This is a genomic window from Clostridium sp. 001 (assembly GCF_019056555.1).
Taxonomy (GTDB): domain Bacteria; phylum Bacillota; class Clostridia; order Clostridiales; family Clostridiaceae; genus Clostridium_B; species Clostridium_B ragsdalei.
The window spans coordinates 1,853,400-1,879,961 of record NZ_CP020473.1 but is presented as its reverse complement, the minus strand read 5'-3'; the positions used below and the strand labels follow the sequence as shown (position 1 = coordinate 1,879,961).

At 31.3% G+C, this 26,562-nt stretch carries 30 protein-coding genes and 1 tRNA gene; 27 read left to right on the top strand and 4 right to left on the bottom strand.

Annotated elements, in window-relative coordinates; all coding sequences use genetic code 11:
* Positions 1 to 55: 55 nt before the first annotated feature.
* Entirely contained in the window at positions 56 to 1,366 is a 1,311-nt protein-coding gene (locus B5S50_RS08620) for an HD-GYP domain-containing protein (protein ID WP_217303605.1), read from the bottom strand.
* Between the two features lie 196 nt (positions 1,367 to 1,562).
* Here B5S50_RS08620 and B5S50_RS08615 point away from each other — a divergent pair, with 196 nt between their 5' ends.
* Both B5S50_RS08615 and B5S50_RS08610 read left to right on the top strand, forming a co-directional pair.
* Entirely contained in the window at positions 1,563 to 2,495 is a 933-nt protein-coding gene (locus B5S50_RS08615) for a metal ABC transporter solute-binding protein, Zn/Mn family (protein ID WP_242872130.1), read from the top strand.
* A 46-nt stretch (positions 2,496 to 2,541) separates the two neighbouring features.
* A tRNA-Trp gene (locus B5S50_RS08610) sits at positions 2,542 to 2,617 on the top strand.
* 110 nt (positions 2,618 to 2,727) lie between these two features.
* Here the strand turns inward: B5S50_RS08610 and B5S50_RS08605 are convergent.
* Together B5S50_RS08605 and B5S50_RS08600 are read right to left on the bottom strand one after the other, a co-directional pair.
* Positions 2,728 to 3,540, bottom strand: a complete 813-nt coding sequence (locus B5S50_RS08605) for a tyrosine-type recombinase/integrase (RefSeq protein ID WP_217303604.1) — start codon at positions 3,538 to 3,540, stop codon at positions 2,728 to 2,730.
* Between the two features lie 31 nt (positions 3,541 to 3,571).
* Positions 3,572 to 4,372, bottom strand: coding sequence for a helix-turn-helix domain-containing protein (locus B5S50_RS08600; RefSeq protein WP_217303603.1), 801 nt, complete (start codon positions 4,370 to 4,372; stop codon positions 3,572 to 3,574).
* Positions 4,373 to 4,536: 164 nt separating this feature from the next.
* On the opposite strand from B5S50_RS08600, the gene B5S50_RS08595 reads away from it, so the two are divergent.
* From B5S50_RS08595 to B5S50_RS08530, 14 genes are all read left to right on the top strand, one after another.
* Complete coding sequence (locus B5S50_RS08595) at positions 4,537 to 4,725, top strand: helix-turn-helix transcriptional regulator (RefSeq protein ID WP_023162394.1); 189 nt, start codon at positions 4,537 to 4,539, stop codon at positions 4,723 to 4,725.
* A 26-nt stretch (positions 4,726 to 4,751) separates the two neighbouring features.
* Complete coding sequence (locus tag B5S50_RS08590) at positions 4,752 to 4,967, top strand: DNA-binding protein (RefSeq protein WP_217303602.1); 216 nt, start codon at positions 4,752 to 4,754, stop codon at positions 4,965 to 4,967.
* A 172-nt stretch (positions 4,968 to 5,139) separates the two neighbouring features.
* Positions 5,140 to 5,331, top strand: a complete 192-nt coding sequence (locus tag B5S50_RS08585; RefSeq protein WP_023162392.1) for a helix-turn-helix transcriptional regulator — start codon at positions 5,140 to 5,142, stop codon at positions 5,329 to 5,331.
* Between the two features lie 35 nt (positions 5,332 to 5,366).
* Positions 5,367 to 5,579 (top strand): helix-turn-helix domain-containing protein, encoded by a 213-nt coding sequence (locus B5S50_RS08580; protein WP_217303601.1) that lies wholly within the window; start codon positions 5,367 to 5,369, stop codon positions 5,577 to 5,579.
* Positions 5,580 to 5,610: 31 nt separating this feature from the next.
* Entirely contained in the window at positions 5,611 to 6,522 is a 912-nt protein-coding gene (locus B5S50_RS08575; RefSeq protein WP_217303600.1) for a DnaD domain-containing protein, read from the top strand.
* 110 nt (positions 6,523 to 6,632) lie between these two features.
* Positions 6,633 to 7,169: a hypothetical protein gene (locus B5S50_RS08570; protein ID WP_217303599.1), complete on the top strand. Its 537-nt coding sequence runs from the start codon at positions 6,633 to 6,635 to the stop codon at positions 7,167 to 7,169.
* 101 nt (positions 7,170 to 7,270) lie between these two features.
* A complete protein-coding gene (locus tag B5S50_RS08565) occupies positions 7,271 to 8,014 on the top strand; it encodes a hypothetical protein (RefSeq protein ID WP_217303598.1) in 744 nt (247 codons plus the stop codon).
* Positions 8,015 to 8,081: 67 nt separating this feature from the next.
* Positions 8,082 to 8,972 (top strand): hypothetical protein, encoded by an 891-nt coding sequence (locus tag B5S50_RS08560; protein WP_217303597.1) that lies wholly within the window; start codon positions 8,082 to 8,084, stop codon positions 8,970 to 8,972.
* 362 nt (positions 8,973 to 9,334) lie between these two features.
* Complete coding sequence (locus B5S50_RS08555) at positions 9,335 to 9,646, top strand: hypothetical protein (protein ID WP_217303596.1); 312 nt, start codon at positions 9,335 to 9,337, stop codon at positions 9,644 to 9,646.
* Positions 9,647 to 9,925: 279 nt separating this feature from the next.
* Positions 9,926 to 10,462: an RNA polymerase sigma factor gene (locus B5S50_RS08550; protein ID WP_217303595.1), complete on the top strand. Its 537-nt coding sequence runs from the start codon at positions 9,926 to 9,928 to the stop codon at positions 10,460 to 10,462.
* Positions 10,463 to 10,499: 37 nt separating this feature from the next.
* On the top strand, positions 10,500 to 10,664 hold the full coding sequence (locus tag B5S50_RS08545) for a YvrJ family protein (RefSeq protein WP_023162382.1): 165 nt from the start codon (positions 10,500 to 10,502) through the stop codon (positions 10,662 to 10,664).
* Between the two features lie 83 nt (positions 10,665 to 10,747).
* Complete coding sequence (locus B5S50_RS08540) at positions 10,748 to 10,972, top strand: DUF1659 domain-containing protein (RefSeq protein WP_217303509.1); 225 nt, start codon at positions 10,748 to 10,750, stop codon at positions 10,970 to 10,972.
* Positions 10,973 to 11,006: 34 nt separating this feature from the next.
* A complete protein-coding gene (locus tag B5S50_RS08535) occupies positions 11,007 to 11,246 on the top strand; it encodes a DUF2922 domain-containing protein (protein ID WP_065079093.1) in 240 nt (79 codons plus the stop codon).
* Positions 11,247 to 11,298: 52 nt separating this feature from the next.
* Positions 11,299 to 11,979 carry an N-acetylmuramoyl-L-alanine amidase gene (locus B5S50_RS08530; RefSeq protein WP_217303594.1) on the top strand — a complete coding sequence of 227 codons (681 nt, stop codon included), beginning with the start codon at positions 11,299 to 11,301 and terminating at the stop codon, positions 11,977 to 11,979.
* Positions 11,980 to 12,235: 256 nt separating this feature from the next.
* Here B5S50_RS08530 and B5S50_RS08525 read toward each other — a convergent pair whose 3' ends face one another.
* On the bottom strand, positions 12,236 to 12,628 hold the full coding sequence (locus B5S50_RS08525) for a PBECR2 nuclease fold domain-containing protein (protein WP_217303593.1): 393 nt from the start codon (positions 12,626 to 12,628) through the stop codon (positions 12,236 to 12,238).
* Positions 12,629 to 12,896: 268 nt separating this feature from the next.
* On the opposite strand from B5S50_RS08525, the gene B5S50_RS08520 reads away from it, so the two are divergent.
* The 11 genes from B5S50_RS08520 to B5S50_RS08470 all read left to right on the top strand — a co-directional run bounded on the left by B5S50_RS08520 (position 12,897) and on the right by B5S50_RS08470 (position 26,519).
* Positions 12,897 to 14,447: a class I SAM-dependent DNA methyltransferase gene (locus tag B5S50_RS08520; RefSeq protein WP_217303592.1), complete on the top strand. Its 1,551-nt coding sequence runs from the start codon at positions 12,897 to 12,899 to the stop codon at positions 14,445 to 14,447.
* Positions 14,437 to 15,612: a restriction endonuclease subunit S gene (locus tag B5S50_RS08515; RefSeq protein ID WP_217303591.1), complete on the top strand. Its 1,176-nt coding sequence runs from the start codon at positions 14,437 to 14,439 to the stop codon at positions 15,610 to 15,612. Before B5S50_RS08520 ends, B5S50_RS08515 begins: the two co-directional genes overlap by 11 nt.
* 130 nt (positions 15,613 to 15,742) lie before the next feature.
* Positions 15,743 to 16,621 (top strand): hypothetical protein, encoded by an 879-nt coding sequence (locus B5S50_RS08510; RefSeq protein ID WP_217303590.1) that lies wholly within the window; start codon positions 15,743 to 15,745, stop codon positions 16,619 to 16,621.
* 15 nt (positions 16,622 to 16,636) lie between these two features.
* Positions 16,637 to 16,981, top strand: a complete 345-nt coding sequence (locus tag B5S50_RS08505; protein WP_217303589.1) for an STAS-like domain-containing protein — start codon at positions 16,637 to 16,639, stop codon at positions 16,979 to 16,981.
* A gap of 21 nt (positions 16,982 to 17,002) precedes the next feature.
* Entirely contained in the window at positions 17,003 to 17,578 is a 576-nt protein-coding gene (locus tag B5S50_RS08500; RefSeq protein ID WP_217303588.1) for a PIN domain-containing protein, read from the top strand.
* Positions 17,579 to 17,789: 211 nt separating this feature from the next.
* Positions 17,790 to 18,074: a YgiT-type zinc finger protein gene (locus tag B5S50_RS08495; RefSeq protein ID WP_217303587.1), complete on the top strand. Its 285-nt coding sequence runs from the start codon at positions 17,790 to 17,792 to the stop codon at positions 18,072 to 18,074.
* Positions 18,075 to 18,163: 89 nt separating this feature from the next.
* Positions 18,164 to 21,334 (top strand): type I restriction endonuclease subunit R, encoded by a 3,171-nt coding sequence (locus B5S50_RS08490; RefSeq protein WP_217303586.1) that lies wholly within the window; start codon positions 18,164 to 18,166, stop codon positions 21,332 to 21,334.
* 159 nt (positions 21,335 to 21,493) lie between these two features.
* Positions 21,494 to 22,066, top strand: coding sequence for a hypothetical protein (locus B5S50_RS08485; protein ID WP_217303585.1), 573 nt, complete (start codon positions 21,494 to 21,496; stop codon positions 22,064 to 22,066).
* Between the two features lie 1,551 nt (positions 22,067 to 23,617).
* Entirely contained in the window at positions 23,618 to 24,043 is a 426-nt protein-coding gene (locus B5S50_RS08480) for a hypothetical protein (protein ID WP_217303584.1), read from the top strand.
* A 174-nt stretch (positions 24,044 to 24,217) separates the two neighbouring features.
* Positions 24,218 to 25,783 (top strand): IS21 family transposase, encoded by a 1,566-nt coding sequence (istA, locus tag B5S50_RS08475; protein WP_217301825.1) that lies wholly within the window; start codon positions 24,218 to 24,220, stop codon positions 25,781 to 25,783.
* A complete protein-coding gene (locus B5S50_RS08470) occupies positions 25,776 to 26,519 on the top strand; it encodes an ATP-binding protein (RefSeq protein WP_217301826.1) in 744 nt (247 codons plus the stop codon). Before istA ends, B5S50_RS08470 begins: the two co-directional genes overlap by 8 nt.
* The last annotated feature ends 43 nt before the right edge of the window (positions 26,520 to 26,562 follow it).

The following is a 26,562-nucleotide window of genomic DNA, read 5'->3' as shown; positions in this document are numbered from 1 at the left end:
CAATTCACCTCATAGAATATTGTATCTAAAATGTATTAAAAAGTGAAGAAATATATTATTTAATTTCAGGATTGGAAGAAATAGCTATATGATCTTCATAAGAACTTAAATTAGAAAGATTATTTATTGCTTCCTTTAGATGGTTTAGTGCATGGTCACATATAAACCCTCCAGATACCATTTCGTCCATTATGTTAAAGGCTTTTTCTGAACTCATACCATTTCTATAAGGCCTGTTTTCTGTAAGGGCTTGGTATATATCACACACTGCCATAATCCTACATTCTTCAGATAATTCATCTGCTTTTAAGCCTTGAGGATATCCACTGCCATTTAATTTTTCATGATGATTTGATGCCCATTTGCTTATATTAGGAATATCGCCTATTTTATTTAATATTATTCTAGTATAATAGGCATGAGATTTTATTATACCGAATTCCTCACTTGACAGAGAACCATTTTTGTCAAGTATATAGAGAGGAATGGATAGCTTACCTATATCATGCAGGAGACCTGCAATTTTCATTTCATGACACTTTTCTTCTGGATATCCAATGAATTTTGAAACTAAATAGGCCAGATTTGCTATACCTTGGGAATGAGTTGCAGTGAATTTACTTTTGTTATCTATTATGTTTGCAAATATTTTAGATATCGCTTCAAACTCATGGAGATCCATAAACATATTTAACTTGGGATGGGTTTCATCTAGTATAAAGTCAATAAAATCTATGTTTTGAAGATTAAGCCAGAATATATCAGAAGATGCACTTCCTAAAAATGCATTTGCAATTGTTTCAGAAAAAACTTTTTTAGAGTTTTTTCTAATCCATGAGATAATATTATTTTTTTGCTGATAGTTAGATATATTTTCGTTATATATAAGTTCTGTTAAATCCGAAATCCTTATTATTTGACTTTCGAGAGGGATCATATCTCCTTTTAATCCCAGTGCACCACTTCCATCAAAATTTTCATGATGATATAATATTATCTTTGATATATCATGAAAGTAGGGAAAAGCTTTAGTTATTTTGCTGCCAAGCTCACAATGTTCTCTTATAAATAGATTAGAAGAATGACTTTGAGATAAAAAGGCAGCAGCTCCTATATCATGCAGTAGAGCTGATACATAAAGTTGTTTTTTAAATTTATCACTTAATTTTAGATAATTTGCAATTTCAAGCGCTATATAGGTAGTCCTATGGGAATGATGGATAAATCGATGATCTGAATAGTTTATATTAGTTATATTTTCAATGACTGGATCATTTCCAGTAAAGCTATCATATTTAGAACTCATTTGAGCTAAATCCAGTGCAATTGACATGGCCCTTATTGTTTTGTCCATACTAACCTTCATGGATAAACCCCCTTAAATAGAATATACTTTGTACACCTAATTTTATCACAATGGAATGTGTCAATAAATACTTATGGATAAGCAATGTAAAAAATAAAAATTATTTGTAAAATGGGCATTGTGATTTGCAATGTTAAAATACATTATGTAAAATGTATTTGTTATGAGTTAATTTATTTGCATTCTGGATAGGAAGGTGAAAGACTTGAAAAGAGTATTGAGCTTAATTATGTCTTTTTTAATAATTTTTATTGTTGTTGGATGCAATAGTAAAGAAGAATATAAAAGTAATAGCAAGTTGCAGGTAAGAAATAATGTACAATTAAATATAGTTACTACAGATAAATTTTTATATAATATGGTAAAGTCTATAGTAGGAAACAGACATGTAGTAGAATATATGTTTAATGATAGAAAAAGTGAAATAGATTTTAAATTTACTGAAGATAGTGTAAATAATGTATCTAAAAAAGATCTATTTTTTTATGTAGGAGCAGATTATGAGCCTTGGGTAGATACTTTTGTGGACAAATTAAATAAAAGTAAGGTTGGAGTTATAAATGTTTCAAGAGGAATAAATCTTTTATCTTATAGCAGAGTAGTAAAGTATAATAATGCAATTTTAAAAGATAATCCCTATTATGTTAACAATATTGATAATTACAGGATAGCACTTATGAATATTAAAAATGCACTTGAGGATAGAGACGCTAAGAGTAGAGATTTTTATGAGAAAAATTTTTCTGAAACTTTGAATAAATTAGATAGTTATAAAAAAGACTTAAAGTCAGTAGATGGAGAATTGAGTAATTATACTTTTATTGTTATAGAAGATGAACTCAGTTATTTTGCAAAGTATAATAATTTGAAGCTTTTAGATGTAAGTCCAAGGGAAGATAATAGCATAATGCCTTTGGATTCAGCAGGGCAAAAAGATTTAGAACAAAAATTAAAAGACAATAAGGTAGTTCTTCTTTATAATAATGATGCTGTAGTTAAAAGTAATGAAGAGTTGATAAAAATTTATAATATAAAAACTTCTAAAATAGAAATTTATAATGGGGATTTTAACTATGAAGAAACTTTTAAACACAATATAAATAATCTAGAAAATATTTATAAAAAATAAAAAGCTTGCATTTTATTAGTTTATATTATATAATTAGTAACGTCTTAGGGGTATAGCTCAATTGGTAGAGTGCCGGTCTCCAAAACCGTAGGTTGTAGGTTCGAGACCTACTACCCCTGCCAGATATCAATGCTTTCACGATTTCGTGAAAGCATTTTTTATATGAAATAACACAACCGTAACACAACCCAGAAAAAAATATATAAACACAAATAAAAAAAGCGCCCTAAAACTATAGGGCAAATAAATGATTAATTCTATCAACTACTATTATTGGAGTTTTATTTTCTGCTGGATTTTCTATATTAATTTTAGATATTCTTTTAAAAGTTCTCTGAACTTTAAGATCATTATTTTCAAAATCTATGTCATACCACTTAAGAGCTACTACCTCGCCTATCCTCAAACCTGTTCCAAGTACTAATATAAATAATGCTTTATTTCTATGATCTTGTATAGATTTCAAAAATTTTTCTTCTTCTTCCAAAGTAAATATCTGAATTTCTTTTTTATCAGTTATCTTAGGTAGTATTACATTGTTACAGGGATTAATTATAATATAGTTTTCTTTAACTGCCTGATTTATGGCAGGCTTGAGCATTTTATTTATTGATTTTATAGTATTTGGAGTTTTATGCTTATCTTTTACTAGGGTATTATAGTAAGCCTGTATGTTGGTTGATTTTAAATCTTTTAGCTTTCTCATACCTATTTGAGAATTAAGTATGTAGTTCTTATATAGGCTGTTATATTCTGCTAATGAAGAAGGCCTTAAATCATTAATTCTGTATTCATAAAGCCATATTTTAATCCATTCTTGCAGGGTTATCTTCTCATCACAGGGAAGAAGTCCTGCAGCGGATTTATTCATATACTCATCTTTCTTTTTTATGGCTTCTAATTTCGTCTTTCCATAAAATTGTTTTCGTACAAGCTTTCCAGTATCATCCCGTCCTATAGTAATTGTAGTTCTCCATCCCTTTAGAACTCCATCTTTATAATATTTTTGTACGGAGCCTTCACCATTTGCTTTTTTAGAGGGCATATTAACACCTTCCTTCACATGTAATAGAGAATTATTTGTGATTGTCACCTGTGTATTTTGATGTATTTAGTACATCATTAACTAAATCTGTAAAAGCTTTCTTTAAGTGTTTTGAAAAATAGTTTTTATTAAGGTCATTTGTACTTGTATACTCTAAAATTTCATCTTTAAGTTTTAGAGTAGATGGGGCATTGCAGAACAAAACGAGATTTTCAAGTTTATCCACTATTGAATCAAGACCTATTTTTGTAAGAGCTTTAAGTTTGTTTATATCTTTAAGTGTATCCATGGATATAGAATCTATGTATTTAACGTCCTGAAGGGAGCTTCCTGTGTTATAGCATAAAACTTTATTTTCCATTTCATCATAAAAACTTTTCAGTATATCTACAGCTTTAGTTATGAGATACAGAAAATCCAGGTTTATTTCATACTGCTTTTTTTCATTATTAAAATTTGTGAAAATATCAGAAGTATAATTTGATAGCAAAAAATACACTGCCTTTTTCATATTGTCAGGGTAATTTTTTATAAGCTTTTCAATGTTTTGCTTTGAAAGATATTTAGAAAAATATTCAAAGTTGATTTCATCTATACTTACAGAATCAGTTTTACCAAGAAGGTAATCTGTAGGAACATCAAAATACTGTGCTATTTTTATAAGCATTCCAATTGATGGATCCCTGCCGTTCTCCCAGTAAGATATAGTTTGTGTATATATTTTAGAATTACTACTTAAGTCCGTATTGAGTTTATTTAATTCATCTGCTAGTTCTTTCTGAGTTAAACTTTTAGACTCACGGAGCTGTTTAAGTCTATCTTTAAAATCCATTTTTATAATCCTCCTATGAGCATAGTATATCATAAAATCATTAAATTTATAAATAGGTTATTCATAAAATTATTGACAATCATCAAAGCAGTGATACAATTAAATTATAAAATCAACAAATTAGTAAAAAGATATTATCATTAAAAGGGGGAGCGGATGATTATATGTTGTACAAATTAAAGGCTAAAAGGGTTGAAAAGGGCATAAAGCAGATAATACTTTCAAAACAACTTGGTATAACACCTCAGTATTTAGGAAAAATAGAAAAAGGCGAAGTTGAACCCAGGAGAGATCTGATGAAAAAGATTGCAGAACTTTTAGGGGAAGATGTGAAGGAACTGTTCTTTAAATAATATTTATTAAGGCTGGAGGGATTGAAATGGAAGAGTATAAAACAGCCGACAGGATGAGACATGATAAGAAAAAAGTAATGACAGTATCTCAATTTATGGAGGAATATTGTGTGGGCCATAATAAAGCGTATGAGTTAATACACTGCAAGGGTTTTCCTGTGGTTTTCTGTGGAAGAAAAGCACTTATCATAAGAAATAAAGTTGATGAATGGTTTTTAGGACATTTAGGTGAAAAATTTTGATAGGTATGTTTCTTTATAGTTTATATGTGACAGATGAAATGTTTTTAGTCAGAATATTGAAAATAATACAGAAGTATCTTACAATGAAATTATAAATATAGAAATTATGTTATATTATGTCATGGAACATAGTCACATTAAAAGGGTGTTTAATAATTTTTAGGTGATGAGTATGGGGGTAAATTATAAACTTAAGTCTCTTAGAATTAGAAATAATGTAACTGAAAAGGAACTTGCATATATGCTTCACATGAGTATATCTGCATACAGCCGTAAAGAAATAGGAAGCAGGAATTTCACTATTGGAGAGGCCGGAAAACTTGCTAGATTTTTTAATACTACTATAGAGGACATTTTTTTGTGATAGTTACTTTTATCTTATAATATGGGGGGATCTATATGATTAAAGAAAGACTCAATGAACTTCCACCGCTTATAACTGTAAAAGAAATGGCACAGGTACTTAAGATAGAAAGAAGTACTGCTAACGAAATTATTTACAGGGAAAACTTTACCGTAATTATGCTTAAATCCAGAAGGACAAGGATACTTAAAGAGGAGTTGATTAACTGGCTTGAAAATAATACAGGCAAATATAAATTTAGCAGATAGAAAGATTATATTAATTTAGGGAGGGTATTATATGGCTAAGTACAGGCAGCTCCATACTGATTTCTGGAATGATGGATTTGTTTTAGATTTAACTCCTGAAGAAAAGTTTTTTTACATATACTTGATGACTAACTCAAACACTACCCAGTGCGGTATTTATGAGCTTCCTAAGCGGATTATAGAAACCCAAACAGGTTATAATAGAGAAACAGTGGACAAACTACTCCTTAGATTTCAGGAGTATAAGAAGATATTTTACCTGGATGAAACAAAAGAAATAATGATTTTAAACTGGATTAAATACAATAAACCCAATAATTTAAATGCTGTAAAGTGCGTAAATAGAGAACTTAAAAATGTTAAAAATAAGAGATTTGTTTCAATATTTTATAAACAGTGTATTAATGAAGAACTGGATATTGAAAGTATTTTTGATGGAATAGAAATAAAGGATCCTGCTGATTTTAAAAATGAAGCTGCTAAGGATTTAAAAGAGCCCCTTACAAGCCCCTTGGAAGGGGCTTGTAAGGAGCCTATAAGTAAGGAAGTAATAAGTAATAAGCAAAAAATAATAAATAATAAGCAAGAAGTAAGGAGTAATAAGAGTACAGATGAACCTGTACCTTTTGACACCTATGCTACTGTGCTGGCATTTTTTGAGGAGAACATACATCCTGCAGGAGAAGCTGAGAGAGAAAAACTGCGTATGTGGAGCGGTGTTATGGACTGTGATGTGATTATTCTGGCAGTTGAGGAGGCTTTAAAGTACAATGCTAGGAATATAAACTATGTGGGTAGAATACTGCAGAGTTGGAGAAGGAAAGGATTGAATACTGCTTCTGATGTTAAGAGGTATAAGAATATACGTGATCATGGGGGAGAGTGTGGAAAGTATGATTTTAAGGAGCTTGAGAGACAGCTGCTTGGATGGGGTGATGGATAATTTATACTTTTTGGTGCATTTTTGTATTTAATGGTGCTATTATGGTGTTAAAGGCTGATTTAGTATATAAGAATGTCCATACAAATAGCAATTTGGAGAGAGGATAAAATATGGAAAAGCATGTGTCATTAGCAAATAATTTTATATTATATAAAGATGAAATTGAATTAGTACAAGCTCAAAACCGAGTAGAATGCGATTTATACTCAGTAATTGCCTGTATTATTAGAGGGAGTAAGCAAGGTGGAAATATTTCTTTAAGAGATGTTTCTGTAAGACGTACAACTGATTTTTCTAGGCCGTTTAAAGGAGATGCAGGATTTCCGGACTTTGTGGTAAGGACAAGAGAAAAAAGTGAAAATGCAGCTATTCTTGGGGCAGTTGAGATAAAGTATATAGGTTTAAATTTGGATTTAGAAAACTATATAGAACAGTTAAACGGACATATTGATTTTTACAAACAGGTTATTTACACTAATGGTATCGAATGGCGATTTTACAATTTAGACAAGTTTGGAAATAAAAAACGTATATGGAAAGTTGATCTTGGAAAATTCGATAACGAAGTAATTATTTGGAATGATGAGGAGGAATGGCAAAATTTGTTGGAAAAGTTAGATAATATTAGGTGGATAAAGCAGAAATAGATTAGCAAATTCCAATTTAAGTTTGAGTAATATAAATAGTAATTTGTAATACTATACTGTTTTTCAGATCAAAGCTATGATTAGATAGATTGGAGGATTTTATGTCAAAAAAAAGAAAATGTGTTTTCTGTAATGGAACGAATTTGAGCAAAGAACATATTTTTGCTCAATGGTTATTGAAAGAACTTGATATATACGACAGTGATGTTACCATGGTACACGCAAGTATTGCGGGATTTCCTATATCTAACAGAAAGCACCCTTTTTCAAAATTAGTAAATGGATTAGTATGTGAGAAATGCAATAATGGTTGGATGAGTCAATTAGAAGGTGACTGTCAAAAACATATTATTAATCTTATGAATATAGAAGAGATTGAAAGTGAATTAAAATTTTTTAAAGAGCATTATGATACTGTTGCAAAATGGGCTTTTAAGAATGTTATTCTTTTAAATTCTGCCACTAATTATAGACAACTTGTTCCTGATGAGCATTATAGGACTCTCTATTCTGGCAGAATTCCAGAAGGAGTATTTATAGATTTTGCTTTTTGTAAAAGTGACTCTAAAATAGAATGGAGACAAACTCCTGGAGGATTGGTTATAAGGGATAAACAAATTCCGCTTAATCCCAATGCTATAAGGTATCTAATAACATTTCAAATTAAGAGTTTACTTATCAAAGTAGCTTTTTATCAAAGTTCAGTTGATGTGTTTTATGAAGATGAGGGGGTAATTCGCCTTTTCCCAGAATTTGGTGTATATGGAACACCTAAATTATTTGATAGTATTGATGATTTTGATATTCACGGCGTTATACACGAATACGAAGACATAAAGAAATAAGATTAACAAATCCCAATTTTATGTTGAGTATTATAAATGGTAATTTGAAGGGATTGATATATACACAATGAAGGATAAAAAGAATATTGTAACTACAGTACTTAGAATAATAATTGTATACACGGTGGTTGGTGGTATACTTCCATTTATATTTAAATATGTGATCTTTGAGAGTACAGATTTTTCTAATTTGTCTAATAATGAATGGGCTGGTTTTTTGGGAAGCTATGTTGGTGGTATTCTTGGAGGTTTGGGAACGCTGATATCTGTATTTGTATCTGTGAAAGAGAGTCGTGATATGCAGGCAGAAAATAAAGCAGATACAGATCATAAAATTCTAGCAGATAAAGAGGAAAGAGAGAAAGAAAGAAAAGCGGAAAAAGTATTAGAAGGACAAAAAGAAAGAAAACAATTTGCAGATGACATAGCTGTTTATGTTGGCAAGTATATTACGCATATTTCAAAATATTATTATGCATCAAGATGGTCCGAAAGCCTTGACTCTGCATATAGAGACGCAAATGACAAGTTGAAAAAAATTGAAAATAAACTTGTTAATTTGAATGAAAAGATAGATAAAGGTGTGATTGATTCTGACGAATTTATTAAGTTGGAAACTGAAAGGGAGCATTTATGTGATAGAAAAGGCATTGCTGAAAGAGAGTATAATGAAAGACTAAAAGATAAGGAAGCAAATTCCAATTATGGAAATCGTTTGGAAGCAAATGAGTGTTACTTCATTCTAAGAACAAAACTTTATAACATTTCCCAAGCAAAGGATTTTTTAGAGCAGCTGGATATATTGCATAAAGATATGTTTAAACATTTGAATCAAATAGACATGGAAGAAGACTGGCTTCAAGCCAACAGCAATTTGCTTATAAAAAAATATTATATTTTTAAAACAAAATATATTGTTGCTACAAATGATATTACTATAGCTACAATGGTTGAATAGTTGGAAAACTTGTAGAGTTAATACTTTAAAGGAGAAAACTTAACTTTTTTCTTTATTATAAAATATTAGATTTGTTATATTGAAAAGATAGATTGCCTTGGCAGATAATCGCGTAGTGATTTCGCTGGTGCTTCATATTGGGGTATGATTTTCAGAGTAAATCTTGCAGCAAATAAGAATAAAATTTGATTATGTGCAAGCACAACGCAAATCCGATTTCGTCTTTTGATGGCTCATAGCTAACGTATAAATTCCAATTTAATGAGGTGAATAAATAAGCATACAAGCAATTTATAATAGAAGGAGTATACAAAAGTATAAATCTAAAGAAATATCAATAGATATTCTTAATAAAATATTTGATGCTACAAGAACTGGTTGGAGCTGTATCACTTGAATATCCTGATGAGAAACTAAATCCAAGACCGAGAAAGACACCGGATAGAACTATAATGATACTTAGGACTAGTTCTTTATTACCAGAGCAAAGTATTTTAGTTTTGAAAAATGCATTAGGAGAAAATTTAAAAAGTTTATCTAAAGATGAAGTAGTAGCTCTTGTTTCAGCACTTAAAGAAGGTCAAATAACTAATATTAGACTTCAGATATTAATAAATAAAAATTCTATTGAGGTAAATAAAATATTAAGCTCATTAATAATAAAAAATTATTAAAAACGGAAGGGCAGTGAAGAAACACAATATATTTATTATCTAATATGTTTAATCACAGCAGTTATTTAAATGAGAACTCCATAAATAGTGAAATGAACTCCATAAATAGTGAAATGAACTCCATAAATAAGGAGGCTAACTCCATAAATAATAATGAAGATATACAAAAATATTAGTTAACATAGCAAAAAAATAGAAAATTTAAAAATAAATATTTTCCATTATGTTAAAAAATGGTCACCCACTGCCATTTTACCTGTATAATCAAATAAAAAGGCGGTGGTTACCATAGAAGAGCTTGTTAGAAAAGCCAAATCCGGCGATAAAAACTCCATGGATTCTATCATTGCAAAATTCAGCTGCTTTATAATAAAAAAAGCATGTAAATACAACATTCCTTCCTATGACTTTGATGATCTAGTGCAGCATGGGTACCTATCTGTAATAAAAGCAGTAAAACTTTACAAAATAGGAAAAGGCTCTTTTACAACTTACTGTACAAATTCCATAGTAAATAACTTCAATGCCCTTTTGAAAGGCCAGATAAAGCACTTTAGAGAAGTACAGGATGAAGGGGTTCTGTCAATTCAGCCCTATAACTTTACACTTGAAGATGAAATTATTGCATTTGATCAGGCAGAAAAGATAAAACTTGCACTTTGCAAACTTCAAGCTATAGAGATAAAAATAATTAAATCCGTGTACATGGAAGGCAGGACACTTAAGGAAACCGCTGAAATACTTAACATAAAATATAGACATGCTATAGAAATAAAAAAATCTGCCCTAAATAAACTGAAAAAATATCTGAAATAGCATATATATTTATAATGGCAGGGGGAGGGTGATATTTATGTATGACCAGCTGGTTAGTTTAATCAGCACCGTAGGGTTCCCAATAGCAGTTAGTATATATTTGCTTATAAGGTTTGAAAATAAGATTGACCTTTTAGTCAAATCTATTGAAGACTTAAGAGAGGATATATCAGCCGTTATAAAAAACCAGGAAAAGAAATAGGTAAAAGCCTATTTCTTTTTTTCTGCACTAATTTTAAGAAAGGCATATATATAAGTAAAAGTTAAAGAAAGGGGCGAATTGTTATGGCAGCAAACTCAACAAAGCTTTCAAGTACGCTTTCTATTGTAGAAAAGACAGGGATCAATGAACAGGGTAAAGACATACTTAAGAAAGTTACACTAGGTAAAATCGCCATGGATGCAGCAGACCAGGATGTATATGATGTAGTAAAGGCTGTAGGAGATATACTTGCCTACCCTGTAAATGAGATTCAAAAAGTGGACAACAGCGTAATTACTAACGCCTAGTGAGTGGGCAAAAATTAGGAAAGGAGGAGTTTAAATGGCAAACAGACTTAATATGAGGTTTACTACCGAGGAGGAAGGCAAATATTTTTCCCTGAGTGTGGACAACGTAAAAGAAGATGCAAATGGACAGCCTTCAGTTACCCAGGAACAGGTCGCATCTCTCATGGATCTTATAATTGCAAAGAAAATATTTGTTACTAAGAACGGTGCATTGGTTGGCAAGAAGGATGCTAAAGTTGTAACAACAGACTCAAAAGAATTTGAAATGAAATAGATCATAAAGGTCCTGCAGATGTGCAGGACCTTTAAATTTAGGAGGCGGTATTTTGAATATAGTAAATTCTAATTTAAGCTTCAGGAGCACTTTAACCTGGGGAAACAACCCACAGGCAGTCGTGCTCCACCATGCAGATGCAAAAGTGTGCAGTATAGAGGATATCCACAGGTGGCATCTTGAAAACGGCTGGTGCGGCTGTGGTTATCATTATCTTGTGAGGAAGAACGGTAATATATATACGGGAAGAAATGAGAAGGCTGTAGGTGCCCACTGTCCAGGATATAATTCTAAATCTATAGGAATATGTGCTGAGGGAGATTTCAATGTTGAGGTTATGGGTCAAACACAGTACAGTGCATTATTAGAATTAACCCGCTCCATGTTAAGCAAATATGGAATAAGTAAAATATATGGACATAGGGAGCTTTATTCTACAGATTGTCCTGGAGAAAATTTTCCGCTGGACAGGATAAGAAATGAAGCTTTAGGAAACAGCAGCAGGTTAGTTTATCCAGGACATCTTATAAAGATGAATCCTGATTTGGAGGATAGTAATGTAAAGGCTGTGCAGGAGAAACTTATAAGCAGAGGTTACAGTGTTGGAAGATGTGGTGCTGATGGATTCTTTGGAGGGGGTACCCTGGAGGCTATTAAGAGTTTTCAGAGAGACAGCGGGCTTGCAGTTGATGGCATTGTTGGGATTAATACATGGAATAGGTTGTTTGGATAAATAAAGAAGGTTGGTGTTATATTTACCATAATTATTTTAAAATTAAAATCAACAAAAGCCTACAGAGTTTTCTGTAGGCTTTCTTTATATCTCTCAGATTGATGGCAGGGCGGCATATCCTGCATACCTGGTAACTACCTTTTTAAAGGCAGCGTGTCGGGAACCTTTCCGATCCTCATACAATCCTTTATAATAATATATTCAACTTGTTTTAAGTTTATTATACACAATAAAAAATAAATTATCAATATCAGTTTTATGGATTAACTTTTTTCAATCTTCCACTTTTCAATCTTTTAGGAACTTTTGAAGGTGCTAACAAATACATACTGGAAAAATAAAGATGGCCGGATGGATCTAATTTTACTGCTACTAACACATCGCCATCTATAACTTTAACTAACTCTATACTATCTTTTTCTTTAGGATTTTGTCCTACATAATCAGGACTTTCAATTATCTCAGGAATGTTTTGAAAATATTTTTTAAAATCATCAGGATGTTTCTTTTTTATATGTTTAATAGCACCTGGGTTCATTCTAACTTCTCCAGAAGGTACATTTGAATTAGCCATATTTATATACTTTTGTTCAAGGTTTCCTACAACCTGAACTTCATTCGTATTATCTTTAAGCTTTCTAATACACATAACACTAACCCTTTCAATTTAGCAACCATAAATAAATTATAATGTTTTTAAATATACTTGTCCATTTAAAGTAACCATTTAAATATACAGATGCAAATGGACAGCCTTCAGCTACCCAGAAACAGGTCGTATCTCTCATGAATCTTATAATTGCAGTTATTTAACTTTGTTGACTAAAAAGGTAGCTTATCTGAGTAAGAAAAGTAAAAAATATGATAAAATATAAATATATTTAATAGATTGACTTGAAAAATAGGAGGAAATTAGAGTGGCACAAACAAATGATGGTTCGTTAGACTTTGCAGCAAAATTATGGTCAACATGTGATAGACTAAGAAATAATATGGAAAGTGCAGAATACAAGCATATTGTTTTAGGACTTATATTTTTAAAATATATTTCTGATTCATTTGAGTATAGATATAAAGAATTAGGAGAAATGATTAAAGATCCCAAAAATGATGATTACTATTGTGACAGTGAAGAAGATGGAATTGAAATATTAGAAGATAAAGATGAATATACATCTCAAAACATTTTTTATGTTCCAGAAAAAGCAAGATTTAGTTACATACTAAAAAATGCGACTCAATCTGATATTGGTAAAATTATAGATAATGCCATGGAACTTATAGAAAAAGAAAATCCAAAGCAATTAAAAGGTGTACTTAATAAAGTATATACAAGAGCTCCACTTGATTCACATACTTTAGGAGAAATTATTAAAACCATAGGAAGTATTGAGCTGTACAATAAAAATGATGAAATGGATATATTAGGCAGAGTATATGAATATTTCTTAGGAAAGTTTGCACAGCAGGAAGGAAAAGGCGGTGGTGAATTCTTTACCCCTGATTCTGTTGTTAGACTACTTGTAGAAATGATAGAGCCTCTAAATGGTAGGGTCTATGATGGCTGTTGTGGTTCAGGTGGTATGTTTGTTCAAAGCATGAAATTTCTTCAGGCACATAAAGGGCAGAGAAAGAACATTTCTATTTATGGACAGGAATCAAATCCTACGACACTTAAACTTTGTAAAATGAATCTTGCAATTAGAGGATTAAGCGGTGATATTAGGTATGGAAATACATATATAGATGATCAATTTAAGGATTTAAGAGCACAGTATGTTCTTGCAAATCCACCTTTTAATGATAAATTGTGGGGAGCAGATAGAACAAAAGGAGATGCTAGGTGGGCCTATGGACTAGCACCGGAAAATGATGCAAACTATACTTGGCTGCAAAACTTTTTATATCACTTAGACAGCGAGGGTGCAGCTGGTATAGTACTCGCCAATGGTTCTATGACTACATCTCAAAGTGCAAACCTTGAAATAAGAAAAGGAATGATAGAAAAAGGAAATGTAGTAGATTGTATGGTGGCACTTCCTCATCAGTTATTCTTTACGACACAGATTCCAGCTTGTTTATGGTTTATGAGAAAAGGAAGAACCACAGATAAAGTGTTATTTATAGATGCAAGAAAGATGGGAACAATGCTTGATAGGGTTTTAAGAAAACTAACGGATGAAGATATTAAAAACATAGCAGATACATATCATAACTGGAGAAAAGGCAAAGGTTATGAAGATGTACAGGGTTTTTGTGCAGAAGTTGATAGAGAAACTATAGCTGAAAATGATTATGTACTAGCACCAGGAAGGTATGTTGGTATTGAAGAAGCAGAGGATGATGGAGTTCCTTTTGAAGAAAAAATGACGGAGTTAACGGAAAAGCTTTATGCCCAGATGAAGGAAAGTGTAAAGCTTGATGAAGTTATTAAGAAGAACTTGGAGGAACTTGGGTATGGAGAATAATTGGAAAGAGTTTTTGATTGAGGACTTATGCTCAATAAGAAGAGGTGCATCACCAAGACCAATAAAAGACTTTATAAAACCAGATGGGGTAATACCATGGGTCAAAATTTCGGATGCAACAGCATCTGATTCTAGATATATTACAAGGACTGGTGATAAAATAATTGAATTAGGAAGAAACAAAAGTGTTGAAGTTACTAAAGGAGATTTAATACTTTCAAATAGTGCTACGCCAGGATTACCTAAAATTATGAAAATAGATGCATGTATACATGATGGATGGTTATTATTAAGAGAATTTAAAGGAATATTAAAAGAATATATGTATTACTTACTAATTAATGAAAGAGAAAGAATAGTTGGGTATGCAAATGGTACAGTATTTCAAAATTTGAAAACTGATATTTTAAGAAAATTTAAGGTAAAAATACCTGAAATAGAAGAACAACGAAAAATTGTATCAATACTTTCCTCATTAGATGATAAAATTGAACTCAACAATGAAATGAATAAAACCTTAGAAGAAATAGCACAAGCTATTTTTAAATCCTGGTTTGTTGACTTTGAACCCTTTAAAGGTGGAGGGTTTGAAGAAAGTGAATTGGGAATGATACCTAAGGAATGGAAAACTAAAGAACTAAAAAGTATTTGCCAAATTAATATGGGGCAGTCACCAAGTTCAGAGACTTACAATGATGAAAGTAATGGATTACCCTTCTATCAAGGAATTAGAGATTTTACGGAAAGATTTCCTTTGGTTACTACATATTGTAGTGATCCTAAGAAAGTAGCAGAAAAAGGAGATATTCTACTAAGTGTAAGAGCTCCTGTGGGTAGTCTTAATATAGCAATTGAATCTTGTTGTATTGGGAGAGGAGTTGCTTCTATAAAGAGCGAATTATATGGTAATAATTTCATCTATTATTTATTAAAAAATATTAAGTGGAATAGGTATGAGAGTGGTACAGTTTTTTCTTCAATAAAGAAGTCTGATATTCAAAATTATAAAATAATTGTACCGAGTATGGATGTTATAAAAAGATTTAATAAATTGGTAAAACCATTAGACAATAGTATCTATAATAATAGCATGGAAAATATAGAATTACGACAGATAAGAGATGCATTATTACCAAAGCTTATTTCAGGAGAAATAAAACTATAAAGAATTTATGGGGGACTATAAGTAATGTGAAATTTTTCTTCCATATGATGGAGATAGATATACTATATTGCAGTGTCCGTATTGAAGAGAAAAATTTTAAATGTAGTAAAATCAAGTAATTTTTAAAGAAATGAAGGTGTCTGCTATTGATAAAGAATTGATTATAGAAATTAATTATAATATTAATCCTAATCCTACTGATATTTCAAAGTTAATAAAAATACAGAATGATTTTTTATTAGGAGATTATGAAAAGTTAGTTTTAAATTTTACCGAATCAGAATTTATAAATGCAGCAGTAGCAGTAATTATAGGAACATTGTGTGTTTATGCAAAAATAAAAAATAAATATGTGAAATTTGAATTTCAAAATGAAACTAATAATCCAATTTTTAAATTTATGAAACAAGTTGGAATTTATGAATATTTTACAAAATGTGACGCTCAATATTCAACTAGTCATGCTATTAAATTTGGGAAAATATCTAATGAAGATATGATGGAAAATTATACGGATAAAATTATGAGATTAGCTCCAATAGAAATAACGGAAGAAGCAAAAGATATACTTTCATCATATTTTTATGAAGTATATCAAAATTCATTATATCATGCAAAGAGCCCAATTGGTGTATTTTCATCTGGGTATTGGATGGATAAGAAGAAACAATTAATATTTTCCATATATGATATGGGAATAGGTATAGCTAATAATGTCAGAAATCATATAGATAGTAGTATGACATCAAGAGAGTGTGTAGAATGGGCTTTAACCGAAGGAAAGTCAACTATCGAGGATGAACTGATAAAGAGAGGCTTAGGTCTTAGCAGACTCGAACAATTTATTAAATTAAATAAGGGAACAATGTCTATATATACAGATAACATTTGTTGTATAATTAATAATATAGGAAGAAAATATATTGATTTAGAATATCCAATAATGGGAACATTAATAATAATTAATATTATTGCAGATAGTGATCATATATACATAGTAGGAGAATAATCAGGAGGTATAAGAGTGAAAACTATTATTGTAAATGAGTTTATTAAAAATGCATTTTCGCAAGAAAAAGCACTTATATTAAGAAAAAAAATTGAAGAATGTTTTTCTAATGATGGTAAGATAGTACTGGATTTTTCTGGGATAACTAAGTTTACAACTTTATTTTTTAATTTTAGTACAGGATATATTATTTCAGCATTTGGTCCAGACAAGTACAATGAAAAAATATCATTAATTAACCTTTCACCTTTAGGACAAAGCACTTATGAAAGTTCATATAAGAATGCAGTAGAAAAATACAAGCCTAATAAAGAAATTGAAAGGAAAATATTGGAAGTAATAAAAAATCCTGAAGAGTAAAGATATGTAGGAGTGATAAAGTTGCCATCAAATGAGTATAATATTGATACACTGGATGTTTCAAAGATTGATACAAAAGATATTTTTGCATTAGATACAAATGTTTTATATTGGACACATTATTCTAAAGCAAGTGATCCTAATTTAAGGGTTCATCCATATCAAGTAACTAAATATCCTAATTTTGTTGAAAAATTGTTGGAAAATGGGAATACATTAGTGACTACAATGTTTAACATTACTGAGTTAATACATGTGGTAGAAAATAGTGAGTTTAAGATATATAAGGCAATAAATACTACTCATATTAAGAAAAAAGATTTTAGAAATATGGAAGAAGAACGTATAAAATATAAGAATGAAATAGAAACAATATTACTACAAATAAATTCTTCATACGAAGGACAGATTAAAGTAATAGATCTAAATGAAGATGATATTAATAATTTTGTAGAGAATATAACTAATAATAGTTGTGATGTATTTGACTATGTTGTCATTGATCATTTAAAAGATATGGGAATAAATAACTTTATTACAGACGATAAGGATTTTAAGAGCATTGATGGTATTAATGTATATTTTGCATGTGATTAAAGCTAAAATGCAGGAAGATAATAAATTAGTTGTTGAATATTATAGTTAATTATGTAATGATACTTCAAAAATAGAAAAGCGGATTAGAAATGATAGATAAAAGCCATACTTCCTTAGAAAAGTATGGCTTTTCCATTACACATCAAAAAATAGAGGACGAAGTATGGGAATGCATCGGAAATGTTTTAAAAAGAAGGGAGATGCATAAATAATGAGTATGAAATGCTATATTTGTAATCATGAAATGGAAAAGAAAGTCACTGCAATTAATACAGGGTGGGGTAATTATAAGGTTACTGTAAATGATATAAGTGCGTATGTATGTCCAGAATGTGGAGAAATGGTACTAGATAGTGAAGATGTAATGATGCTTCAAGAGTTTAGTAAGAGCTTAGAAGATATAAAATCGGAAGATAAACCAGATGTTTTAAATCTAACAGAGGTTGCAGATCTTCTACGAGTAAGTAATCAAACTATATATAAACGGATAAATTAAAATATAAGCAGCAGAGAAAAGTCATACTTCCTTAGGAAAACGTGGTAAAATTATAATATATAAACATAAAGTGACAAGGAGTGGCAAAAATGGCTATTAACTCTCAGTTTGAATCTCTAGTGGAACAAGCAGCTATCAAGTGGTTTAAAGACTTGGGTTATGATTATATTTACGGCAGCAAAATATCTGCTGAAGATAGAAAAGATACTATAGAAGTAGTTTTAAATAAAGTTCTAATGGATAGTTTAAAGAAAATTAATCCTAATGTTAAAGGTGAATGTATACAAGAAGCTTATGAAGCCTTAAAAACTTTTAACTATCCTACAATAGAAAATAATAATAAGGATATCCATAAATTAATTAGAGAAGGTGTAAAGGTTACCTATAATGATAAAAGCGGAGAAGAAGTTGGGGATATAGTTAATGTGTTTGACTATATCAATCCGGAAAATAACTCATTTATTGTCTGCAATCAAGTAACTATAAAAGGACCTAATACCCCTAGAATTCCAGATATCCTTGTATATGTTAATGGGTTACCTATAGGTTTATTTGAACTTAAAAATCCATTGGATGAAAATGCAACTATAGAAGGAGCTTACAGGCAGATTAATCTTTATAAAAAAGATATACCAGATATATTTTATTATAATGAAATATGTGTTGTTTCTGATTCTACAGAAGCAAAGGCAGGCACCTTAACTGCAAATTTTGAAAGATATTCTGCCTGGAAATCTATTGATACTGGAAACATAGAAAAAGAAAAAACAGCTCTGGAAGTACTTATAAAGGGTATGTTTGATAAAGAAAGATTGCTTGATATTATAAGAAACTTTATTACTTTTGAAGATGGAAGTGCTGTAGTTAAAAATAAAAAGAAGAAGAAAATAGTTTCAAATAAGAAAGAAAAGAAAAAAATAATTGTAAAGAAAATAGCTATGTACCATCAGTATTATGGTGTAAGTGATGCTATTACAGAAACTTTAAGAGCTGCAGGTGAAAATGGAGATAGAAAGATAGGAACTTACTGGCATACTCAAGGGTCAGGTAAAAGCTTGTCTATGGTATTTTATACGGGAAAGGTTATTAGGGAAAAAGCATTAAATAATCCAACTATAGTAGTTATAACTGATAGAAATGATCTTGACGATCAATTATACGAAACTTTCTGCAATGCAAGTGATTTGATACCTTATCCCGTGCAAGCAGATAGTGTAGAAGATTTAAAAGAAAAAATACATACTCTTGCAGCTGGTGGAATTATATTTACAACTATTCAGAAGTTCCAAACGGATAAAGAAAATATAGAAGGATTAGATGTAAATAAGAAAATGAAAAAGGCTATAACAAGGGGCAGTGAGTATCCACTATTGTCAGATAGAAGCAATATAATTGTTATGTGTGATGAGGCACATAGAAGCAATTATGATTTTTTAGATGGTTTTGCTAAAAATATAAGGCAAGGACTTCCTAATGCTAGTTTTATTGGCTTTACAGGAACTCCAATAGATTTTGAGGACAAATCTACACTTCAAGTGTTTGGCGATTATATTTCCATTTATGATATGAAACAGGCAGTTTTGGATAATGCTACTGTGCCAATTTTTTATGAATCCAAAGTAGTTAAGTTAAAACTTGAAAATAACGATATTGACATGGATTTTGAAGAAGTAACCGAAAATGAAGAGGAAAACACAAAGAATAAATTGAAATCCAAGTGGGCAGCCCTGGAGGCTTTAGTAGGTACTTCTGAAAGATTGGATATAATAGCAAAAGAGATTGTAAATCATTTTGAAAAAAGACTGGAAACCTTAGATGGAAAAGGCATGATAGTTTGCATGAGTAGAAGGATTTGCGTTGATTTATATGATAAGATAATAAAATTAAGACCCTCGTGGCACTCTGATGACTTGGACAAGGGTGCTATAAAAATAATAATGTCTGGCAATGTATCAAAAGATCCTGAAAATTTTGCACCGCATCTTTTAAGTAAAACACAGATGAAAGAAATAGAGGGAAGGATGAAAGATCCTGATGATCCTTTAAAACTAGTTATTGTTAGAGATATGTGGTTAACTGGATTTGATGCTCCTCCGGTTCATACTATGTATATAGACAAGCCAATGAAAGGTCACAACCTAATGCAGACTATTGCTAGAGTAAATAGGGTATTTAAAGATAAACCGGCAGGATTAGTAGTAGATTTTATAGGAATAGCTGAGGATTTAAAGAAGGCTTTGGAGCATTACACACAAAGTACAGGTGGAAATGAGGCAGCTGCTTTTCCAATAGATAAAGCACTTAGATTAATGAAAGAAAAGCATGATATTTGCAAAGCATTTTTCCACAAGTTATTAATATCCAACTGGGAAAACCAGGAGCCAGATAAGAAACTAAATTTATTAAAAAAAGGTATGGATATAATAAACTATTCAGAAGAAGTGAAAATGAGATTTTTGAAACATAGTGCAGAATTAAAAAAGGCATATGCACTAGTTGCTCATGATGAAAGAAGCAATGCTTTTAGAAGTGATATAGCGTATATGCTTGCTGTTAGAAATAATGTGGTTAAATATACACCGCCAAAAGGCCAAACTATGGAAGAACTGGATACGGCAATAAAACAAATAGTATCAGAGGGTGTAGGAGCATCAGAGAAACCTATAGATATATTTGCAGAGGCCGGCCTAAAAAATCCCGACTTATCAATTTTAAGTGAAGAGTTTTTGGATAAAATGAGCGGCAGGGAAAATGAAAATCTTCAAATTGAGCTTTTGAGAAAATTATTGAATGATGAGATAAAAGTTAAGCAAAAGAAAAATGAAGTTAAATATAAATCCTTTAAGGACATGCTTGAAAACATGATAAATCAGTATCACAATAGGGCACTAACTTCAGCTGAAATTATTAAAAACTTAGTGGATATGGCAAAGGAAATGCAAAAGGAAGATAAAAGAGCAGCACAAATGGATATGACAGAGGAAGAAATAGCATTTTATGATATTGTAAAACAAGGCCATGAAGCTATTTTGCAGGATGAAAAGACAAAAGAGATAGCAAAGAACTTAGTTAGGATAATAAGAGAGAAAACTCAAAATGCTGTTGATTGGACAAACAGGGAAGATGTTCAGGCAAATATAAGGGCAACAGTAAAAAGGCTGCTTAAGAGAAGTGGCATAAAGGATTCAGAAGATCTTGAAAATACAATTAAAACTGTAATGAAACAGGCAAGTAATATTTTTGATAATAATATAGCTTAGTATTGAATATATTATTGAGTTAAAAGAAGGAACAAAGTTTATGTTAAGTGAATTTAAAAATTTTCATTCTTTTCAGCAATTATATAATGTAAATTTTTATATGTTTTTGGGCTTTAAGTATCTATATGTTATTATATAGATATAAAGGAAGATAGGTGTGTGGGTATGTTTAAAATGAAAAATAAAAAGCTAATTTTATCTTATGGAATTATATGTATAGCTACATTATTAATTGTTTTAAATGTTATTCAATTTATTCAGAATAAAAGATCATATGATTCTATGACAAAACAAATATTAGTGGCAAATGAAAAGTTAAAAAATCAAGCTAATGATTATAGTAAATTAAAAAAAGAAGTATCAACTGCAGAACAATCAATACAAAAATTATCTAGCAATAAATTAGCCGGGAATAATGATTTATCTAGTGAAAAAGCTGATAGTTCATCTAAAAGTACATTATCTAATAAAAAAGCTGATAGTTCGTCTGACAATACACTATCGGTTGCAGAAGCCCAAACAAAATTAATTCCGGTTTATATGGATGTAGTACAAAAGGGTGGAAACCACTTTACTGGTTCATTTAATATAGTTAATACAAATTATAAAATTAATACTCAGTATTATTATTCATTTCAAGATGACAGGGGAAATTCATATTATGTTAATAAAAGTACAGGCCATATAATGTATCAATTAGGTGCAGATAAAACGTATATTGACTATAAATAAAATATATATATTATGAAAATTAGAAGCCAAGTAGTTATTCATTTGAAGCTATAAGGCTATTTTTTTTAATAGATTAGAAGTTGAGAAAAATGTTATTAAATTAATATTGAATATATTATTTACAATATCTTCAATCTACTTGAAACAAAGTAACTTTTACTTAACACAGGAGACTGATTACTTGAAAGCAAATATATTATTATATATAAGATAAATGCTAGTTTTAATGCCATTTATTATAAAAAGTTGTTATTAGCTTATAATAAGTACAAATTTACTTAACACTAAAGTTATATTACTTGAAAGTAATATAAAGTTGCTCGAAATAGAAAGAGGGAATCTTTAGATGTCCGCCATTTTCATATTTTATTTAAAAGTAGAAATTTGATTGGAGTATAGAGATTAAGTTATATTATGAAGCTATGGCCAAGCTTTAAATCTTCGCATACTCAGAATAAAAGCTAGGCCATAGACGAAAATTTAATGGGATTCTCCGCCCCAAAACCCAGGAAGCAAATCTTCGAAGTCCTATAATAGGCTCCTTTCAGTCGCATGGAAGTTTTGGACTAGCTATTATTTTTCACTACGTTCAAAAAAATAGCTAGTCCAAAGGCGAACATAATATTCTATTCATTAAATCATATCGTAACAAAGTAAATTCCGCTCTTGTAATAATATATAACACTAATCCTACAAATTATGAAAGTATCATATGATAAAAAATAAATCCTGATTTATTAAGTTCAACTAAACTAGATATAGATTCTAGGTTGTAAAAGAAGATAAACTCTTACGCAAGTAAAATTGGTATTACATATAATTTACATTTTATATATTCGGGCACTTTAACTGCCACCCAAAAAAGGACAGGTTCCTATCTATTATTTCTAAGTTTTTATAAGTTCCTCCTTTATCCGGACCTTCTAAAAGCAAAGAAATACACGATTTTAACTAGTCTTTTATTTGGGTATCCGGCAGAGTGCATGGGGGTGAGACATGCTCCCTGCAGAAACCTTTCATGTACAAGCATTAAAAAGACATGTCCATATAAGGTTTTGCAGCAAGGCAGGTCCCACCCCTTCCTAGTATTCCTCTGGGGTCTTTCGCTTGTGCTACTTCGCTAAACAAAGGGAGATTTAACGAAAGTACAAGCTTGTAGCAGAGCCTTTGGTAAATTCTTTAGGGTCACAAGCTTGATACAGTCGTCAAATCTATTGTTTAGCGAAATAAACAAGCGTTTGGGGGAGCATTCACAGGTCTTTATATGCATGAAGTTTTAGATAGCTTTTTAAAATATTTTTAAACAATTTGTAGTATACAGGCGGAAGGGTGGACATGCTTCTAACACTCGGAGGTATATATGGTTATAGTAGATATTGCTTATATAGTCGGCGTTACAAGACAAGTCCACCCTATATAAATTGCGATTACATTTATATAGAAGAAATACTTATTTTGCAAGTATGGTAATAAAATGGATTTATGTAATATAATTAAAATGTACTATTTTTATATGAATGTGCAATAGATATATGAGGAGGATTAATGTAAATGAGCGAAAAAGGAAGAAAAATTATGGGAATGTGGTTTTTACCAAAATTTCCAGATGAAAAGTTAAATGGAACACTAAGTATTGATGATAATGGAAATTGTCAACTGCGAGTAGCTTATAAATTTGAAGGATTACAGAACATTGGATATAATAAGCAGTTAGATGTAATTCATGGTTTTACAGCTAATGGGAAAAAAATTACACTATTAAAGTGTACAGTAATAGAACAGCAAATTGGAATTCCTGGATTTCCTGTTACAACATATACAAGCCAAATAACAATAATTGGAGAATGGTATAGTGATGATAAAAAAGTACTTATTTCAGAAATAACTGCATCATATGATTATTTGAATTATTGGATAGGTAACAAACCTTTTTTTAGTAAGACAAATGATGAAAAAAACGAAATAACTGCAATTTGATTATTTCGCGTTCACGGAGCCATCAATACGCAATTGAGAGCCACCTATTCGCATAATGATTCCACTCTGTTTTTTATAAGGTCATTCGTGGAATGATTCCACTTATTCATAAATCTTCTGTACAATAAATATGGAGCTAAAAGCTACCTAATTTTACAGAAGGGAGGCCTTTTTATGGCCAATAAAATCAAAGTGAAGCTCATCCTAGAGCTTCGAGCAGCACGTATGTCACGTAACACAATTGCAGCTACCAGGCATATGTCTAAAAACTCTGTTAGTGATGTGTTTCACATCGCTGATTCTCTCGGCATTACCTTCGATACTGTCAAAGACATGGATGAGGAAATCGTATATCGGATTTTCTATCCGGATAAGCATGTCATCGAAAATATGTATAGGAATCCTGATTATGAGTATGTTCACAAAGAATTGAAGAAAGTTGGTGTTACATTAAAACTGCTTTGGCAGGAATACTGTGATAAATGTAATAGCTCCAACGAAATCTCTATGGGCTACACTAAATTCTGCGAGGGATACAGTGATTATACGATTGCAAACAAACTGACTAATCATCTGGATCACAAGCCAGGTGTCATCACAGAAGTAGACTGGTCAGGACCAGGGATGTCTTATGTTGATGCTACAACAGGTGAAGTGATTACCGTATATCTGTTTGTTGCTACACTTCCATATAGCCAGTATTCATATGTAGAGCCCTGTCTTGATATGAAGCAGGACACATGGCTTAGATGTCATATTCACATGTATGAATTCTTTGGTGGTGTCACCATCCGTACTGTTTGCGATAATCTCAAAACTGGTGTTATATCCCATCCTAAAGAAGGCGATATCATACTTAACGACAATTATGAGGCACTTGGTTCTCATTACATGACAGCAATCATGCCAACCGGAGTCAGAAAACCTAAACAGAAAGCATCAGTAGAAGGTACTGTTGGAAAGGTAGCAACTGCCATCATTGCTAAACTTCGTAATAAGCTCTATTACTCATTTCATGAATTAAAGATGGGTGTCTCAAATGCCCTTACGGACTTTAATAACCAAAAGTTCCAAAAACGTGAGGGAAGCCGAAAGGCAGTTTTTGAAGAAGAAAAGAGTTATCTTCATAATCTTCCAATCATCCCATATGAAATCGCTGAATGGATTTATGGCAGAAAAGTAAATCTTGACTGTCACGTGGTCTATAACAAGAATCGATATTCCTGCCCTTATCAATATGTTGGTAAAACAGCAGACCTAAAAGTTACCGATTCTAACTTGGAAATATATATATCAAGGGAACGTGTTGCTACCCATACAAAGTTTCCTGATTATGTAATCAATCGTTATTCAACACACGCTGAAGACATGCCTGATCAGTTCCAACAACCTGAATGGGATAATACACGAATCAGACGACGGGCTTATTCTATCGGAAGCAGTACCGGTGAGGTTATTGATAGGATATTTGCTGGAGTAAAAATAAAAGAACAGGGATACAACCCATCCCTGTCCGTTTTACGCTTGAGCAAAACCTATTCAGAAGCCCGTCTGGAAACTGCCTGCGAGTTGGCACTAACTAGAGTCAAAACGCCCCGCTATCATCATGTTAAATCTATTCTTGCTACTAATCAAGACCAGATTTATCTAGAAAATAAAAATGCATCCGTAAAACCCAAGAAAAATACAGGTGGATATGTACGTGGTGCAGAGTATTACGGAGGTAGCAGTAATGATTAACGATGAAACAAAACGAAAACTGCGTGAACTGAATCTTAGTGAACTCATTACTGCATTGGAAATACAGCAGCGAGACATCAACTGTGTCACTCTGCAATTTGATGAACGCATACAAAGGCTGATGGATTATCTTTACCAGGAGAAATATAACAGTAAGATTCAGCGACTTATGAAGCTTTCAAAGTTCAGGCTTCCCAAAGCCGAAGTAAATGATATCTATTATTCAGAACGTGGTATTGAAAAGCAGGTGATTCAAGAATTGTCCACATGCCAGTTCATTGGAAACAATTCAAATGTCATTTTTCAAGGCTTTACCGGTTCTGGCAAAACATATCTTGCATGTGCACTTGGAAGGCAAGCCTGCAAATATCAGATCAAAACTAGGTATATAAGACTTCCAGACTTATTAGTAGAGCATGATGAGGCTTCTCTAGTCACTAAGGGCTCAGCAAAACTACTTAAGAAGTATAGCTGTTATGGATTGCTAATTTTGGATGAATGGCTACTTGAAGATATCTCTGAAGAAGAACAGCATTTCATCTTCGAACTGATTGAACGCAGACACGATTCAACATCTACTATCTTCTGCACGCAATACCGTCAGGAAGACTGGCATTCAAGACTTGGTGGTGGTGTTCATGCTGATGCCATCATGGACAGAATAGTACATAATGCAATCTGGGTTGAAACAGGATCCCTGAACATGCGTGAGTACTGTGCTAAACACAAGCTATAATTTCAAGTGGATTCATTCCGTGAATTGCTGGATTCAAGACGGA